Origin of the sequence: Streptomyces flavalbus (assembly GCF_042674625.1) — a bacterium.
Lineage (GTDB): Bacteria > Actinomycetota > Actinomycetes > Streptomycetales > Streptomycetaceae > Streptomyces > Streptomyces flavalbus.
In genome coordinates this window covers 2,328,772-2,342,576 of the sequence record NZ_JBHTEB010000001.1, presented here as the reverse complement: position 1 = coordinate 2,342,576, position 13,805 = coordinate 2,328,772, and the positions used below count along the sequence as shown (strand labels likewise).

General features: G+C 71.7%; 18 protein-coding genes and 3 pseudogenes. 1 reads left to right on the top strand and 20 read right to left on the bottom strand.

Going from position 1 to position 13,805, the window contains the following annotated elements; all coding sequences use genetic code 11:
* Positions 1-90 precede the first annotated feature (90 nt).
* The 5 genes from ACFQZ6_RS10385 to ACFQZ6_RS10365 all read right to left on the bottom strand — a co-directional run bounded on the left by ACFQZ6_RS10385 (position 91) and on the right by ACFQZ6_RS10365 (position 2,063).
* Positions 91-396 carry a hypothetical protein gene (locus ACFQZ6_RS10385; protein ID WP_381606924.1) on the bottom strand — a complete coding sequence of 102 codons (306 nt, stop codon included), beginning with the start codon at positions 394-396 and terminating at the stop codon, positions 91-93.
* A gap of 30 nt (positions 397-426) precedes the next feature.
* Positions 427-660, bottom strand: coding sequence for a hypothetical protein (locus tag ACFQZ6_RS10380; RefSeq protein ID WP_381606922.1), 234 nt, complete (start codon positions 658-660; stop codon positions 427-429).
* 333 nt (positions 661-993) lie between these two features.
* Positions 994-1,323: an esterase gene (locus ACFQZ6_RS10375; RefSeq protein ID WP_381606920.1), complete on the bottom strand. Its 330-nt coding sequence runs from the start codon at positions 1,321-1,323 to the stop codon at positions 994-996.
* A 91-nt stretch (positions 1,324-1,414) separates the two neighbouring features.
* Positions 1,415-1,627, bottom strand: a complete 213-nt coding sequence (locus ACFQZ6_RS10370; protein WP_381606919.1) for a hypothetical protein — start codon at positions 1,625-1,627, stop codon at positions 1,415-1,417.
* Positions 1,628-1,721: 94 nt separating this feature from the next.
* A complete protein-coding gene (locus ACFQZ6_RS10365) occupies positions 1,722-2,063 on the bottom strand; it encodes a DUF317 domain-containing protein (protein WP_381606917.1) in 342 nt (113 codons plus the stop codon).
* A 166-nt stretch (positions 2,064-2,229) separates the two neighbouring features.
* On the opposite strand from ACFQZ6_RS10365, the gene ACFQZ6_RS10360 reads away from it, so the two are divergent.
* Positions 2,230-2,547: a hypothetical protein gene (locus tag ACFQZ6_RS10360; protein ID WP_381606915.1), complete on the top strand. Its 318-nt coding sequence runs from the start codon at positions 2,230-2,232 to the stop codon at positions 2,545-2,547.
* Positions 2,548-2,551: 4 nt separating this feature from the next.
* Here the strand turns inward: ACFQZ6_RS10360 and ACFQZ6_RS10355 are convergent, their stop codons facing one another.
* From ACFQZ6_RS10355 to ACFQZ6_RS10285, 15 genes and pseudogenes are all read right to left on the bottom strand, one after another.
* Entirely contained in the window at positions 2,552-3,040 is a 489-nt protein-coding gene (locus tag ACFQZ6_RS10355; protein ID WP_381606913.1) for a hypothetical protein, read from the bottom strand.
* Positions 3,041-3,074: 34 nt separating this feature from the next.
* The gene (locus ACFQZ6_RS10350) at positions 3,075-3,554 is read right to left on the bottom strand and encodes a DUF317 domain-containing protein (RefSeq protein ID WP_381606911.1); all 480 of its coding nucleotides are present in this window, start codon (positions 3,552-3,554) and stop codon (positions 3,075-3,077) included.
* Positions 3,555-3,992: 438 nt separating this feature from the next.
* A complete protein-coding gene (locus ACFQZ6_RS10345) occupies positions 3,993-4,661 on the bottom strand; it encodes a hypothetical protein (RefSeq protein WP_381606909.1) in 669 nt (222 codons plus the stop codon).
* Entirely contained in the window at positions 4,658-5,146 is a 489-nt protein-coding gene (locus ACFQZ6_RS10340; RefSeq protein WP_381606907.1) for a hypothetical protein, read from the bottom strand. Before ACFQZ6_RS10340 ends, ACFQZ6_RS10345 begins: the two co-directional genes overlap by 4 nt.
* Positions 5,143-5,910, bottom strand: a complete 768-nt coding sequence (locus ACFQZ6_RS10335; RefSeq protein ID WP_381606905.1) for a glycosyl hydrolase — start codon at positions 5,908-5,910, stop codon at positions 5,143-5,145. The genes ACFQZ6_RS10340 and ACFQZ6_RS10335 overlap by 4 nt, the downstream gene beginning before the upstream one ends.
* Positions 5,907-6,503 carry a DUF4913 domain-containing protein gene (locus ACFQZ6_RS10330; RefSeq protein WP_381606903.1) on the bottom strand — a complete coding sequence of 199 codons (597 nt, stop codon included), beginning with the start codon at positions 6,501-6,503 and terminating at the stop codon, positions 5,907-5,909. Before ACFQZ6_RS10330 ends, ACFQZ6_RS10335 begins: the two co-directional genes overlap by 4 nt.
* Before the next feature lie 287 nt (positions 6,504-6,790).
* Positions 6,791-7,303 (bottom strand): hypothetical protein, encoded by a 513-nt coding sequence (locus ACFQZ6_RS10325; protein ID WP_381606901.1) that lies wholly within the window; start codon positions 7,301-7,303, stop codon positions 6,791-6,793.
* Positions 7,304-7,316: 13 nt separating this feature from the next.
* Positions 7,317-7,556 (bottom strand): annotated as a pseudogene (locus ACFQZ6_RS10320) (DNA cytosine methyltransferase); the annotation flags it as partial.
* 118 nt (positions 7,557-7,674) lie between these two features.
* Positions 7,675-7,854 (bottom strand): annotated as a pseudogene (locus tag ACFQZ6_RS10315) (DNA cytosine methyltransferase); the annotation flags it as partial.
* 1 nt (position 7,855) lies between these two features.
* Entirely contained in the window at positions 7,856-8,452 is a 597-nt protein-coding gene (locus tag ACFQZ6_RS10310) for a hypothetical protein (protein ID WP_381606899.1), read from the bottom strand.
* Positions 8,453-8,510: 58 nt separating this feature from the next.
* Positions 8,511-9,679: pseudogene (locus ACFQZ6_RS10305) on the bottom strand (DnaB-like helicase N-terminal domain-containing protein).
* Positions 9,676-9,921 carry a hypothetical protein gene (locus ACFQZ6_RS10300; protein WP_381606896.1) on the bottom strand — a complete coding sequence of 82 codons (246 nt, stop codon included), beginning with the start codon at positions 9,919-9,921 and terminating at the stop codon, positions 9,676-9,678. Before ACFQZ6_RS10300 ends, ACFQZ6_RS10305 begins: the two are co-directional and overlap by 4 nt.
* Positions 9,922-10,179: 258 nt before the next feature.
* The gene (locus ACFQZ6_RS10295; RefSeq protein WP_381606894.1) at positions 10,180-11,193 is read right to left on the bottom strand and encodes a hypothetical protein; all 1,014 of its coding nucleotides are present in this window, start codon (positions 11,191-11,193) and stop codon (positions 10,180-10,182) included.
* Positions 11,190-12,974: a type IV secretory system conjugative DNA transfer family protein gene (locus tag ACFQZ6_RS10290; RefSeq protein ID WP_381606892.1), complete on the bottom strand. Its 1,785-nt coding sequence runs from the start codon at positions 12,972-12,974 to the stop codon at positions 11,190-11,192. The genes ACFQZ6_RS10295 and ACFQZ6_RS10290 overlap by 4 nt, the downstream gene beginning before the upstream one ends.
* Before the next feature lie 116 nt (positions 12,975-13,090).
* Positions 13,091-13,765, bottom strand: coding sequence for a hypothetical protein (locus tag ACFQZ6_RS10285; protein WP_381606890.1), 675 nt, complete (start codon positions 13,763-13,765; stop codon positions 13,091-13,093).
* Between the last annotated feature and the right edge of the window lie 40 nt (positions 13,766-13,805).

Below are 13,805 nucleotides of genomic sequence, written 5' to 3'. Positions count from 1 at the left end.
CACGCTCCTACACCGGCGTGCGCGCCCGCGGGTTATGGGCTATGCCGTCAACGCTCCCAGGAGGTCCCATGGTCGCCACGGGTAGCTCGTTCAGGTCTCTGGCCAGCGGGGATGCGTCGGTTCCAGGCCGAGGAGGTCGAGGAGATGGAGCTGGACGCCGCCGCTGATGACGATGATGGGCGGGTCGGTGGCGCCGACGACGCGCAGCCGCAGGCCGGAGAGATGGTAGGGGATCATCCGGCCGGGGGGCCGGACCTGCTGGTTTCCGGGATAGAGCCCGGGCATCTTCTGGCCGCTCCCGAGGGCCCGGCGGACCTGGCGCTCGATCAGGCAGAACACGAACAGGGCCAGGCAGATCACCATCACCAGTGCGGGGACCCTCTTGTTGTCCTGCACGGAGACGGGAGTGAACGGATCTAGCCGCGCTCATCCGCGGTTGCCGTGCTTGGGCAGCTCGCCCCGGAAGTCGCAGCCGGGGCACTCGTCCTCGCCTTGGACATGGCCTTCGTACCAGCTGTGGACGGCTGCGTGGAGGATCTCCCCCTCCACCGAGGCTTCGCCGCTGCGGACCGACGCGATGGCGTTGCCGACAATCAGCCGAAGCACGGCGCTGTCGGGCGAGGGGAACGGCGGGGACCGCATCGGCGAGTCGGTCGTCATGGCCGCAGCCTATGGGGGGGACCGACTGCCGGTCAGCCGGATGCGGTGCCGTCGGGTCGGGCGGTGCCGTGCAGGTCGCTGCGGAACCCACCGGGCCTCCAGCGCGGCCGGTCCGGCACCCTGGTGTTGTCGGGCTCCGGCAGAGTGCCCCGGCTCTTGCGGCTGCGGGCGGCCCGGACGCTGATGCCCAGGTGGGCGGCGATCTCCGGATACCTTCAGAGCTGCTGGTCGTCGGCCATCGTGTCCTCCTCGTTCGTCGGTGATGAGCGTGGGCGTGCGTACGGCAAGGCCGCCGCTGCCGGTTCGGCGAGGGGCGGCCTTTTGCGGTTGCGGTCAGACTTCGGCGAGGCGGTTGGAGAGGTCCAGGGCGACGGTGGCAACCGCGAGGGCGGCGCACAGGCCGGTCACCTCGTGGATGGTGGGGCGGACCAGGCGCGGCCAGTCGTCGGGGGCGGCGGGCCAGGAGGCGAGGAGGGCCTCGGTGGTGGCCAGGCCGAGGTGGGCGGTGACGTCCCAGCCCGCGCGGGAGGCGGGCTCCCAGTGCAGGCGGAGACGGCCGAGCGGCAGTTCAGGGGTGCCCGCCGGGAGCCAGGAGACGTCGAGCGGTCCCTCCGGGAGGGCGGAGACGCGCTGGACCGGTGCGCCGCGCACTCCCGGCGGCATGGGCCGCACGGCGAGGGTGTGCAGCGGGTAGGCGGTGGAAGGGTGGGGTCGCGGTGAGATCGGGGCCTCCTGGACAGGTCCGTACGGCGGGTCAGGCCCAGGCGAGGGCGTTGCGGACCGATGCCGGGAGGTAGCCCTCTTGGCCGTCCTCGGCGATGAACGCCATGTCGTCGCCCACCACGACGTCGATGCCGAGGTAGTGGGCAAAGGGCCAGTCGGGGTTGACGGCCAGGCGGATCGGCAGGTCGGGGTCGAGGTTCTGAAGTTGGCAGAGCAGGTGGCCGACGGTCAGGTGCTGGGGCAACGGGGAGCCTCCGGGATCGAGGGCGAAGCAGTGGTGATGGAGCGTCAGGGGTGTCGAGGCAGAGTTGGTCGCGCAAGATCGGCTGCTGGGTGGTTCAGCGGCTTGCGATGAGCGTGGCGAGGAAACCGGCCACGGCGTCGGAGGGGGTGTCGGGGCCGAACTCCTGGATCCTAGGGGCGGCGTCGGAGGGGCGGACCCGGACCTGCCAGACGATGCCGCGCTTCCAGGCGGTGATGTCCTCGGGGAGCCAGCCAACGTAGACGCGGCCGTCCGGGCTGGTGCAGTGCACATTGGCCTCCGAGGTGTCGACGATTGTCCAGCCGAGCCCGCGGAGCAGTTCGAGTACCGGGCTCGCACAGTGGTCGCTGGAGAGCCAGGCACGTTCCTCCACGGCGGGGCGGACGACGGCTGGCAGGAGGGTGCTCGAGGCGTTCACGAGTGGGCGTCCCTTCGTTGACCTGCGGGTTTTCCCGACGTCCGTACGTTGGCATGCGGTGTGCCGAAGTACGTAGTCGTTTCCGGGAAGGTGAGGTCTGCCGTGGGCGAACTGGCCGCCGAGGGGGAGGAGGTGGCGAGCCGGGGAATGGATCGGCGCGACTGGTTTGCGTAACCCGGTTGCGGCGCAGGGCCGTACGGAGCAGAAGGGACAGGCCGTGGCGGAGTCGAGCAGACACTGGGACGGTGTCGGGCTGGAGCGCAAGACCCGCTCCGCCGGGCGGCCGTGGACGGTGGGCGACATAGCGATGGTGGCCGACGGGCAGTGGGCCGTGGGCGTCCAGGCCCGGAGGCAGCGTGGCGGGGAAGCCGTGGTGGAGCGTCGGATCGCGGACGGGCGGCGCGTCGAGCTGACGTTGGTGGAGCTGGCCCGGGCGATGGACTCCCGGTTCGGTGCGACCCAACGCGACGAAGGCTCCCGCTGACCGGTTACCGTCCGGGCCCGGTCGTGGCCACCGTGGGGCGGACAGCGGCCGACGGGGCGGGCTGGTCCGGTGGTTGGCCCAGGGCACGCGGCGCGTGCGCGGAGCGGGCGACAGCGGCCTGGGCCAGGCTGAGCGACGGTGCCCGGTCCGCTGTCACGGCGGCTTCGCGGGCCTCGATTACGTGGCTGATCGCCTGCAGGGCTATGCGGCTCTCGGCCTGCGCGACACGCAGGTCCACCGCCGAGCTGGTGATCCGCTCCAGGTCGTAGAAGGCCGGCACATGACCGGGCCTGGCGAGGGCATGCAGACGGTCCTGGTGGACGGCGACCGCGTTGTTCGAGACAACGAGGCTCGAACGGATATGCATCGCCGAGCGCAGGAGCGGATCCTCGACGGGGCGGCGCACCGCGAGGGTTTCCAGTGCGTCGATGGGGCGGCCCCAGGCTTTCTCGATCATCGCGTCGGCCTGGTCGAGGGCAGTGGCGTCGGACAAGGGTGGCTCCGGAGGGTGAGATAGGGAACGGTGGTCAGAGGCTCTGCCCCGGGCGCGGCACCTGCGGAGCCGACGGCGGGCGCGGTGCCGGTATGAACGGCCGCGCGCTGGCAGGCGAGGGGGCCACGGTGGCACGGGCGTTGGCAGCGTGGACGCGGCGCATGTCCAGTGGCGTCGGTGCCGGGGGCTTCACCGGGGTCGCGGTGGCCTGCGGGGGAAGGCGGCGCAGGTCGTCGCCGTAACGGATGACAGGTGCCGGATCAGTGAGGGCGGTGTTCATCGCGGCGACCAGGTCCTCTGGGGTGAAGGACGAAGCGGTGGCGTACCACTGGTTGCCAGGCGGTCCGGCCAGCATGAGCCAGCGCTCTTGATGGCCTGTCATTTCGGCCGCGTGGTCGAGTCGGTTGCGGCGTAGGTAGACCTTGGCCAGGCCGTCCGAGGATTCGAAGGAGGTGTCGGTCGTGCCGTAGCGGTGGCTCCAGCCTGCTGCCGCAAGAGGTGTGCCGACGTCCAAGTTCGAGGTCTACGACTTCGGCCGCGTACCGCAGCACGAGGTCGTCGAGCGCGTGTTCGCCGGAGCGGCAGCGCTGCCAGGCCGCGTCGAGATTGCGGCGGGCAGCACGGGCATGGGCGTTCGTCGAGGCCAAGCCGTCGAGCCGCCGCAGCACGATCGGCAGGACAGGATCTCCCGAACCGCCATTCGCGCTGTGGCGCTGGAGGTCCTCCAACGGGAGGCCGTACCGGTGCTCGACCAGGTGGCGGGTGTAGATCACGCTGGACATGGGCGTCTTCCTTCTGGGGATTTCAGCGGGAGCGAGAGGGCTTGGCAGTCGTGCCGGCGGGGAAAGCGGGTCGCGGGGTGGATGGTCGTCGCTCAGCGCCAAGGGGTCCTCGACACAGAACTCCTCGGCGACCAAGTGCGCGCCGGGCCGCTTCGCCATGTTGTGCGGGTTCATTCGGCAGCGTCCATCCGGGCGAGCAGGGAGCGCACCAGAGTGGGCAGGCTGTCGGGGCCCTCGCCGATTCGGACATGATCGGTTGCCTCGCCTAGGACGTACGCGGCGTCTTCGAGCAGGCCGCTGGAGATCTCCATGCAGGCGTCGGTGATCCGGGAGGCGGCGAGCAGGGACCGCGAGAGCACCTCGACGTAGTCCCCGGGGCTGAGGTCGGCAGCCTTGGCGGCTGTGCGGATGGCGGCCAACTCCAGCGCGCTGAACGCGAAGTCGGACTCGTCGTCTTGGTCCGTCGGCGAGGGCGCGACGAAGGCCGGGTCTGGCGGCTCGGCCGGGATGCCGACGCGCGTGCAAATCTGGTCCACGGAGGCGGTCAGCTCGGCGAGGGACTCGGTGAGCCAGCCGAGCGCGGAAGCGTAGGACGCCAGGGTGAACAGACCCGCGGGGGTGGAAGGCAGCGGCTCCTCGACGACGAACTCTTCGAGCCGGTCGTTCAATTCGCGGACCACCCGCGGACCGGCGGACAGCGCGCCGAGGACGGGATGCAGATAGGAGCGGCTGGCGGAGGTGGGGTACTCGGTCGTGAGGACCTTCGAGACGCTGCGCGCGGCGTCGGTGAGCAGCCCGGCCAGTTCGGTGCGGTTGAGGGACGCACGGTCGGCGGTCATCGCATGGAGGCCTTTCGGGAGGGGGCCGGGGCGGCGGGGTTGGCTGCCGCCGGTGCGGAGGCTGGGAGGGACGCGGTCGGGTCGATCGCGTGGGGCGACTGGGACCGGGCCGCCTGGACTCGTGCCTCGGCCGCCGCGTCGATGCCCTCGTGCCGGTTGAGGCCGGTCCGGTTGGTGCGGAGCTGGGCCGTGCGGTAGACCGCGTAGTCCTCCCGGGCACCGGCCGCGACGAGGTAGATCTCGCGCTTGTGGGTCGAGGTGGGCGGAGCCGGGCGGAACTGGATGACCATCCGGTAGGAGACGGCCGGGTCGACGTACACCTTGTGGAAGCCCGCAAGGCGGCCGGTCAGCGGCAGGCAATCGTCGCTGCCGTGGACCAGGTTCTGCAGTTCCAGCAGTGCCAGGTCGCGGATGTCGTCGGGGAGTTGGCGCAGGTCCGCGATGGCGTCCGGGTGGGCGGCGAAGGCGAAGCGGGCGCGGCTCACATCGGCCTCCGGGGGGTCGAGCGCTGGGCCGTTCCTGCCGACGGTGCGTTGCCCGTGTCGAGACCGGCTTTCGGGATCGCGGAGGCACCCGACGACCGGGTGAGGGCGGCGCGGGTCAGCCGGGCGGCGGCCTCACCGCAGTAGTCCGGAGGGTGCGGTAGCGGACTGCCGCGGTGCTCCAGCCAGTGCCGGGCGGCGGCCTCGTCGGCGAAGGCGCCCTCGCGCATCGTGTACGTGTGGGCGTCGGGGTTCTCCTCTTCGAGAAAGACACGAATCGGTGCCTGAGCGGCGCTGGAGTCACGGGTCACCGTCCACGTCTCGGAGGGGGCGAAGTCCGAGGTCCAGCTGTCGAGGACCTTGTAACGAGAGCCTGACCCCCGGATCTGCCGCTCGACCCAGAGGGTGAGATCGTCGGCGGGCTTCAGGGAGTCCCCCTTGGCCTGGGCGATCCGGTCGGGCGGGCAGCCATGCTCGATCAGCCAGTTCTGGGCGAACGCCAGGCTGGCGTGGTTCGCGGTCTCGAAGGTGAACGTGCGCTCGCGCAGGTCCCGCGTGATCTTGATGGCAACGAGAGCTGGATCACCGAGGACGCCCCAGGTCATCGACCTGTCGTGGGCGACGAGGTAGCTGTGCGTCCCCTCCGGGGTGGTGTGGTGCTCGGCCAGCACGGTCAGGTCTCCGCCCCAGACGCTGCTCTCGGCCAATTCGGAGGCGGCGTCGGCAGGCTCGAAATCGGCGAGGCGGAAGTCGGGTTCGGCGATCACTGGGTGGCTCCCGTCAGCTCGGGCGCCGGGGTGGCCAGCACGCGGTGGTTGGGCCGAGTCGGGCTCGTCGTGCATGCGGCGAAGGGGCCGTCGGGGGCACGGAGATGAACCAGGGCCTGGTCGAGGTGGTCGCGGTGCCACGTCGAGGGGCCGGACAGGCCGGCCTCTGCGTCGGTGAGCTGCTGCCACGCGAGCCAGAGCGCGTGCAGCCGGGCAACGGCTTCGGGGTGCTCGTGCCACTGGCCGCACCACGGTCGGGTGGTGCTGATCTCCCGTCCGTAGACGGGCAGGAACAGGTAGTTCACCCAGTCGCTGAGCGCGGCCAGCTCGACGGCGTACGCCTCGCCGCCCAGGGCGAGGATGAACACCGAGGCCGGGGCGTCGGCCTTGTCGGCGTCGACGGCGTCTGTGGTGGAGGCGTCCGCAGTGGGTTGAGGGGTGGAGACGGGCTCGGAGCCGAGACGGTCCAGGATGACGCCGTGCTGGCGTACCTCCGCCATGGTCTTGGCGAGGGTGCTGGCGAGATCGTCGAGGTCTCCGTCGGGAACGCGGAACGGCTCGGGCTCGGGGGTGGCCTTGCTGGGGTCGGACATGGCGGATCCAAGGGAGTGAGCGAGCAGGGCGGAGGCGAAGTGCGGCGCGCTCTTCTGGAGGTCACGGCGGTGCTCCCTTCGCAGGTCGGCATGGGCAGGAGGATGCGGAGATTCCGCGATTTGGTACGGCCGGGGAAACCGGGTAGTGGGGCGCTACGGCGCGGTGCAGCGGGGGCAGCGTGGGAAAGGCGGTGCCAGCAACTGCACGGCTCGGGCGGCATGTTGGGGGACCACGCCGTTGCCGAGTGCGGTGAGCTGAGCCGGTCGGCCGAGTCCCGGAGTGGCGGTCACCCAACCGGGAGCCAGGCCCTGCATCCACTCCACGAAGTCGGCGCGCAGACGTCCGGCAGCGTCGGTGGGCGCCGGCGCGGGGCGGGTGAGGTTCTCCCATCGGGCGATGGCGGAGGCGTACGCTCCCCATCGCCCGTCGGTTCCTCCGCTTCCGGTGCCGCCTCCGCCCACAGCGGCAGGACCACCGCCGACAGAGGCGGGCGCCAGCCCTTGCCCGGACGGCGGCCCGGTGTGCCGGTGTCGCTCGCCCTCGGGGTGGGCAGCAGCGACGCTGCCGCGCTCGGCAGCGTCATGTCCCCGTTGCCGTGCCGCTGGTTCGGCGAGCCCTTGATCCCGTCCGACGCCTTCGGCGTGGGCAGCAGCCACTCCACCTCGTCGGCCAGGTTCGGGCCGTGGCCGCCGCTCTTCCTCTTCGACGGGTGCTGGGAGCCACCGTTCTTGCCGATGTTGCTCGTCGGGGTCTTGAGCAGGGTGCTCGGCGGGCCAGGCGGTGAGGAAGGTCCGCTCACGACGATGGGGGGCTCCGACGTCGGAGGCACGAAGCACGAGCCACCTTGCGTCGTACCGGAGATCGGCCAGGGAGCCGAGTACGGCACCAAGTGCGCGCACAGGAGGCTGGGTTGAGTCGTCTCCCAGACACCACGGGCAGAATTCCACGTCGCCAGGGGAACCGGCGGGCGAGGTGAGGAGACCTCGGACATTCTCGATCACCACCAAACAGGGGCGGAGGGCTTCGACTGCACGAGCGACGTGCAGCCACAGCCCCGAGCGGGTGTGGGGGTTGAGTCCGGCCCGGCGGCCGGCGACGGAGACGTCTTTGACAGGGGAAACCGGCCGTCAGGACGCACACCCGAGGCACATCGGCCCAGTCGACGGCGGTGATATCCCCCAGATTGGGTACGCCGGGCCAGTGCCGGGCCAGGATGCGCGCGGCGTCGGGGTTGATCTCGGCGTGCCAGGCCACGGTGCCGCCGAGCGCGGTCTGGACCCCGAGGTCCAGACCGCCGTAACCCGAGCAGAGCGAGCCGAACAACGGCGTTCGCGCGGTGGTGGGTTCCATGTCACCGGCCACGTGCGATTCGGTCCGAGGGGGTCGCCGGGGCCGTGGTGATGTTGGGCGGCGGGTGCCCCGGAATATGCGCCGTGATCGCGGACCGGCTGCGGGCGGCCTGGAGCCGCGCGGTCGGGGGAGAGACCGTTGCCGACGCGGCGTACAGGGAGTTGGCCCCGTCGTGCAGGGCCGTGCCGGCGGTGGCGAGTGCTTCCTCCATCACCCGTACTGCTGCCTCCCGGGCATCCCTGGCTTCGGGCTGGTCGCGCAGGCTCTCAGTCTGGTTCAGGAAGGCGAGCTGGTGGGCCACCGCTCCCAGGGCGGAAGCCGCTTCGCCCGCGGGCTCGACGGCGGCGGCGAAGTTGGTGATCACGCGAGCGGTGTGGGGCGCCTGGTCCTGGTCGGCGGCGCGGAAGAGGACCTCGTCGCCCAGATCGGTGACCAGCTTTCCTAGTTCGGAGATCTGGCGTGCGACGGCGACGACATCGGGCGAGCGGTGGGGGTCTCCCGGCACCGGCAGCTTGCCGCGCTGGGCGTCGAAGGCAGAGGCCGTGGCGCGCAGGGCCAGGGCGTCGGAGAGCGAGGTGTTGTCCATGGGGCGTTCCAAGGTGGGGACGGTCGGATGGGCTGGGTTGGTTGGTGAGCGGGTGAGGGCGGAGGACGGCTCAGCCGTGGGTGCGCGAGGGCGGTCGTGCGGCTGATGATGTGGAGGCAAGGCTTGGGCGTTCCGAGGGCCGTGCGGCCGGTCGCGCCGTGCTGCGGGCGAGGGCGGCGTGGACCTGCGCGGTCGGGGGTCCCTCTGTCGGTGGCGCGGGCGGCGGCGCCGGAGCGGGGTGGCCGTTCGCGGTCTGCCAGCGGGCGCGCACGTTGTCGAGCGGCCCGAGCGCGTGCAGGGCGTGGCTGATGAGCCGTCCGGGGGCCAGGGTCTCGTTCTCGGCGAGGGTGCGGATGGCGCGGGCGGAGGCGGCGGCCGTACGGGCGACGGAAGAGCGCATGATCTGTTCGCCGAGCCACTCGGCGCTGCCGGCGCCGACGCCGTCGCAGATGGCGGTGAGCTGTTCGGTGGTCAGAGTGCCGTCGGCGAGCAGACCGCGCCGCTGGGCTTCCCACAGCACGGTGATCCGGTCCATGGGTTCGCCGCGGTGGTGCAGCGCTCCCAGGCAGCGGTAGAGCTGGCCGTGGGCGGGGTCGGCGAAGTCGCCGGGGCGCAACCAGCCGACGACTTCGTCCATCGCCTTCGGCCGCTCGACCAGGACCGCCAGCAGGATCTGCTCGTCCTCGGCGACCTGTTCCGCTCGTACCGACGGCGGTGCGACGGGAGCTGTGGGGGGCGGTGTCGTCGGGGCGACCGGGCGCGGTTCAGACCCCCAGCGGCGCGCGAGGTCTTCGAGCACCCCGGCCAGGACGTCCGCATGGTGCAGCGCTCCTTCCACCTCACCGCGGAGGGCGTCGGCGCGGGCTGCCTGGTGGAGGCGGATCGCGTGCGCGGTCACGCTGCGGTGGATCGCTCCCTCCAGCACCATCCGGCCGTACACCGGGGCGTGCTCGGGTCGCGGGCAGGCCGAAATCAGGATGTGGGGATACACGGCGGTCAGCCCTCGGACGTGTTGCTGGCCTCGGCGACGGCGTCCGTCACCCAGGACAGCAGCACGCGTTCTCCGGTCGCCACGGCGGGATGGCTCTCGGTCCGGAGCTTGCGCAAGGCGGCGAACAGCGCCTGGTGGATGGGCCGGTAGAAGTGATCCGGCGCGAGCCAGTCCAGGTGCGCGAGCTGGCCGGGGTCGAGCAGCACCGAGCCGAGCACCGCCTGCTCGGCACTCAGCAGCGGGTTCATCGCCGCCGCCCGGGGCGGGGAGTCGGCGGGTCGTCCTGCTGCGAGCGGAGATCGGCGACGGCCTGGTCGGCGGCGGTCATCGCGTCGGCGAAGCGGTCCAGCTCGCTGGTGAACGTCGGGTCTGTGGCGAGGATCGATTCGGAACCGGTGACCAGCCACCACCGGCCACCGCGTCGGACGATCGGTGACTGGGCGAGGCGTTCGGAACGCGTCGGAGGAGGGGACGGAGTGTGCGAGGACACGAGGGGACTCCTGAGCAGGTAGAGGGGAGGGACAGGCCGTGAGGTCGATGTCGGCCCGGACGGGGGTGCCGGAGCGGCAGGACCAGGCAGGAAGCCGCCCGGATGGCCGCTTTCCGTTTCGGCGCCCGTGAGCGCGTCGGAGATGTCGCCCTGACATCTGGACCACTCGTGTGGGCGGTGCCCGGTCGATCGGTGCCTGGTCCAGAGGCCGACGACTGCGGTGCGGATACGCCGGGCCGAGTAGCGGCGTGCCCTCCGTCAGCGGCGACGGCCGCGGTCGAGGGCCGTCTGCGCGGACGCCGGGAGGGATGACGTGGTGGGCGGTGGGGTGTGCGGTGTGGGGCGGGGTGTCGTGGTGCGTGCGGTGGCGGCTCGGACTCGTGGGGAGGTGTCGTCGGTGTGACGGAGGGCGTTGGCGGTGTCGGTGAAGCGGCGCCAGGCGTAGTCGGAGCGGTCCGCGGTCCAGGCCGGCGCCCGGGCGACGAGGGCTTCGGCGAGGGCGGCGACGTCGTTCTCGGGTGCGGTGCCGCGGGCGAGGAGGGGGCCGGCGGGGGACCACAGGTCGATACGCCATTCGTCGCCGAGCCGGACGGCGGTGACGAAGCCGTCGTCGGGTGCCGGCTGGTAGGTCCACATGTGGGCGTGGACTGTCCAGCCGGGTCCGACGAAGGCGGGTGGGGCGGGCTCGGGTAGCGGTTCGGGTGTGCCGACCTCGAACAGGTCGAGCAGCGGTCCGTCGTTGAGAGCCGCGTCCATGAGCCGCAGCGCGTCGTCCGTGGAGACGTCCCGGCGTCCCTTGAGCGCGGCGAGGACGGTGCGCAGGGCGCTGAGGTGTTCCCGGGCGTCGCCGGGGTCGAGCCGGTCCTCGGCGGGCCCGTCCTGGCGTAGCCAGTGCCGCACCGACGCCGCCTGGGACCGCAGCGATTTGATGTCCCCGGCGGAGAGCCGTTCCGACAGGTGCTCGACGCGGTGGACCAACTGCCAGTAGGGCTTGAGGTGTTCGTTGACGACGTGGCGGGCGATGCGGTCGATCTGGGGGCGGAAGCCGGCCACGGCCCCGGCGCGGACCTGGTCGTCGTGGTGGCGTAGATCGGTGAGCAGGCGCATGTAGGCGTCGTGGGTGTCGATCCGGTCGCGGACGGCGGACTCGTAGGCTCGGTTGAGGAGTTCCAGATCCGACAGTTCCTGCGCGCCGGACTCGGGGTGGTGGGCTGCTTCGCGCCGGAGGGCGGCGACGCGTTCGGCGGCGGGGACGTCCCAGACCCCGCTCATGCCGCACGCCCGAAGCCGGAGTTCTTCGCCTTCGCGAGTGCGCGGTTGGTGATGGTGGCCGTGGCGGCGGCGGAGGCAGGCGCGATGGTCTTCGCCGACGGCTCCTTGTACCAGGGCTTGAGGTCGAGCAGCGCGATACGTAGGCCGGTGGCCAGGAGGAGTGCCTTGCCCTTGGGCAGCGCACGGATCGCGTCGGGGGCGAGGATCCGCTCCGTGCGCATGGACACGGACGTCGACTTGCCGCTGTCGGAGCGGGAGACGGAGACGGTCCGCACCTCGTGCTCCCCGATCGCGCGGCTCAGCCTGTCGGCGAAGTCGATGTCGTCGATGCCGGAGCCGACGATCTTGACCGTGGCGGCGCTCCACAGTGCGTCCATGCCGGCCTCGCCCCAGCACCGCTGGCCCTGCCGGTAGGACTGCAGGATCGTCATCGGGATCACGCCCCGTGAGCCCAGGTGGCTGTACAGGTCGGGGAGATCGGAGATCTTGCACACGTTGGCGGCCTCGTCGAGGACGCACAGGGCGGGCGGGTCGAGCCGCCCGCCGGAGCGCTCGGCGACGACCACGGCCGCGCGCATCACCGCGTCGGCCGCCGCCGCGATGATCGCCGATGCCGAGCCGCCGCCGTCCTTGCTGAGCAGGTACAACGTGTCGCGGGAGGTGGCGAACGCCGAGGGCTTGAACTCGGGAAGACGCTTGTCTGGTGTGACCCAGGCGGCGACGTCCGGGTCGAGCAGGCAGCTCGCGTACTGCCGCGCCGTCTCATAGATGCCGTCCCGCGTTTCCGTGGCCCCGCTGACGGTGCCCTGGAGCTGAGCGGCGACCGCCTCGTGGCCGACATCGGTGAGCAGGTCCACCGGAGTGCGGTCAGCGGGGGAGGCAAGCCAGGCCAGGACATCGGTGATCGGGCGCCGATGGCTCGCGGCGGCCAGGAACAGCGCACCCAGCGTGTTGCTCGCGGCAGTGGACCAGAAGTCGGCACCGCTGGACTCGTCCACGCTGGCGGCGACGAAGTGCCCGGCCAAACGTTTCGCCCCGGCCAGGTCGCGGGCGTCGGCGAGGATGTCCCACCACATCTCGCGCGGGTGGTGGGCGATCTGCTGCGGGTCGAGCGTCCAGATCGTGCCGACCTCGGCGCGGGCGTCCACTGTCGCGGTGAAGGCATCGTTCGCTGCCTTGTTCGAGGTCAGCAGCACCGGGCCGGGAGCGGCGAGGATCGCGGGGATCGCCAGCCCGGACGTCTTGCCGGAGCGCGGGGCCATGATCGCGACGATCACGTCCTCCCAGGAGGCGCGGACCTCGGCCCGGCCCGGGGAGTGCGTGCCGACGAGGATCCCGCGGTCCGCGGGAGCGACCTCCTTCGGCTTGAGGCCGGACAGGCTCGGTCGCAGGCTCTTCGCCTTGGCGGCGATCTCCTTGTTCATCAGAGGGGCGAGATCCCGCCTGAGGGCGAGGCCGTTCTTCGCACCGCCGCGCAGCCGCAGCCACACAACCAGGCCGGTGACGGTGAGGCAGACGGAGAGCAGCCCGGGAACGAGCCGCGCGCCGACCAGCAGAGCGGTGGGGCTCAGGTGCGGCCACAGCACGTCGGGGTGCAACAGCGCGTTGGTGGCCTCGAACGGCGCCCAGGGGCCGGTGCCGACGAGAGAGTTGGTGAGGTTGCCGGTCAGCCAGGCGAGGGAGCCGAAGGCGGTGCCGACGCCGAGGACGCCGAACAGGAGGTAGAGGAGCGCGTCGGAGCCGGTGGTGGTCGAGGGCGCGCTGGTACGCGGTACGGGCATGGCGGGTCCAAGCAGGGAGAGCGGACAGGGCGAGGCGGGGCGCGCGGCGCTCTTCTGGTGGTCATCGGGGCAGCTCCTGCTCCGGGAAGGGGGCGGCGGTCGAGGTCAGGCCGAGGTCATCGCGTGCGCGGCGACCGGGGCGGTGAGGCGCTGGTGGGTGGTTCGGAAGTCGCGTCGGCGGAGGGCGCGGTCCGCTGGGTGCCGGCGTGCGGGGAGGAGGCACGGGCGGCTCGGCATCGGTCCGCTTCCGGGTTCTGGGTGGCGGGCGGCTCGTCGTCCGCGACCGCGTCGTTGCCGAGGACATCGCTGAGCTGCTCCCTGGTCCGCAGTGCGGGCACCTCGTCGCGGTACTTGGGGTCGCTGAGTTGCACAGGGCACGCGGCGATCATGTCCCCGGCGACTGCCAGTTCCTCCTGGACGTCCCGCAGCATGCGGGTGGCGGCGGCCAGCCGTGTCCAGGTCTCGAAGGTCGGGTTGTGGTGCGGGTTCTCGAAGGCCAGACGGGCTCGGGTCCAGTCGGCCCCTGCGGCCACGAGCTCGGTCAGTTGGGGGAGGGCCCCGAGCGCTCCGTTGACCTCCTCGATGATTCCGGCGACCTCATGGGGAGTCGCTGTCTCCGTGAGCCGGGCGATCATCCCCGGGACGGCGTACGCGTCGGCCGCCGGGTGGGGCAGGCGTCGGGCCTGCAGGGACGCGTCGGGGCCGGACGCTTTGTGGCCGTAGGCAAGCCGGATGTTGTGCTGCATCGCGGCGCCTACGGCCTCGCCGATGCTCGGGTAGAACTCGGGCACTGTTCCTCCTTGGGCGCGGTGCGTGGGTCGGTGCCGGGTG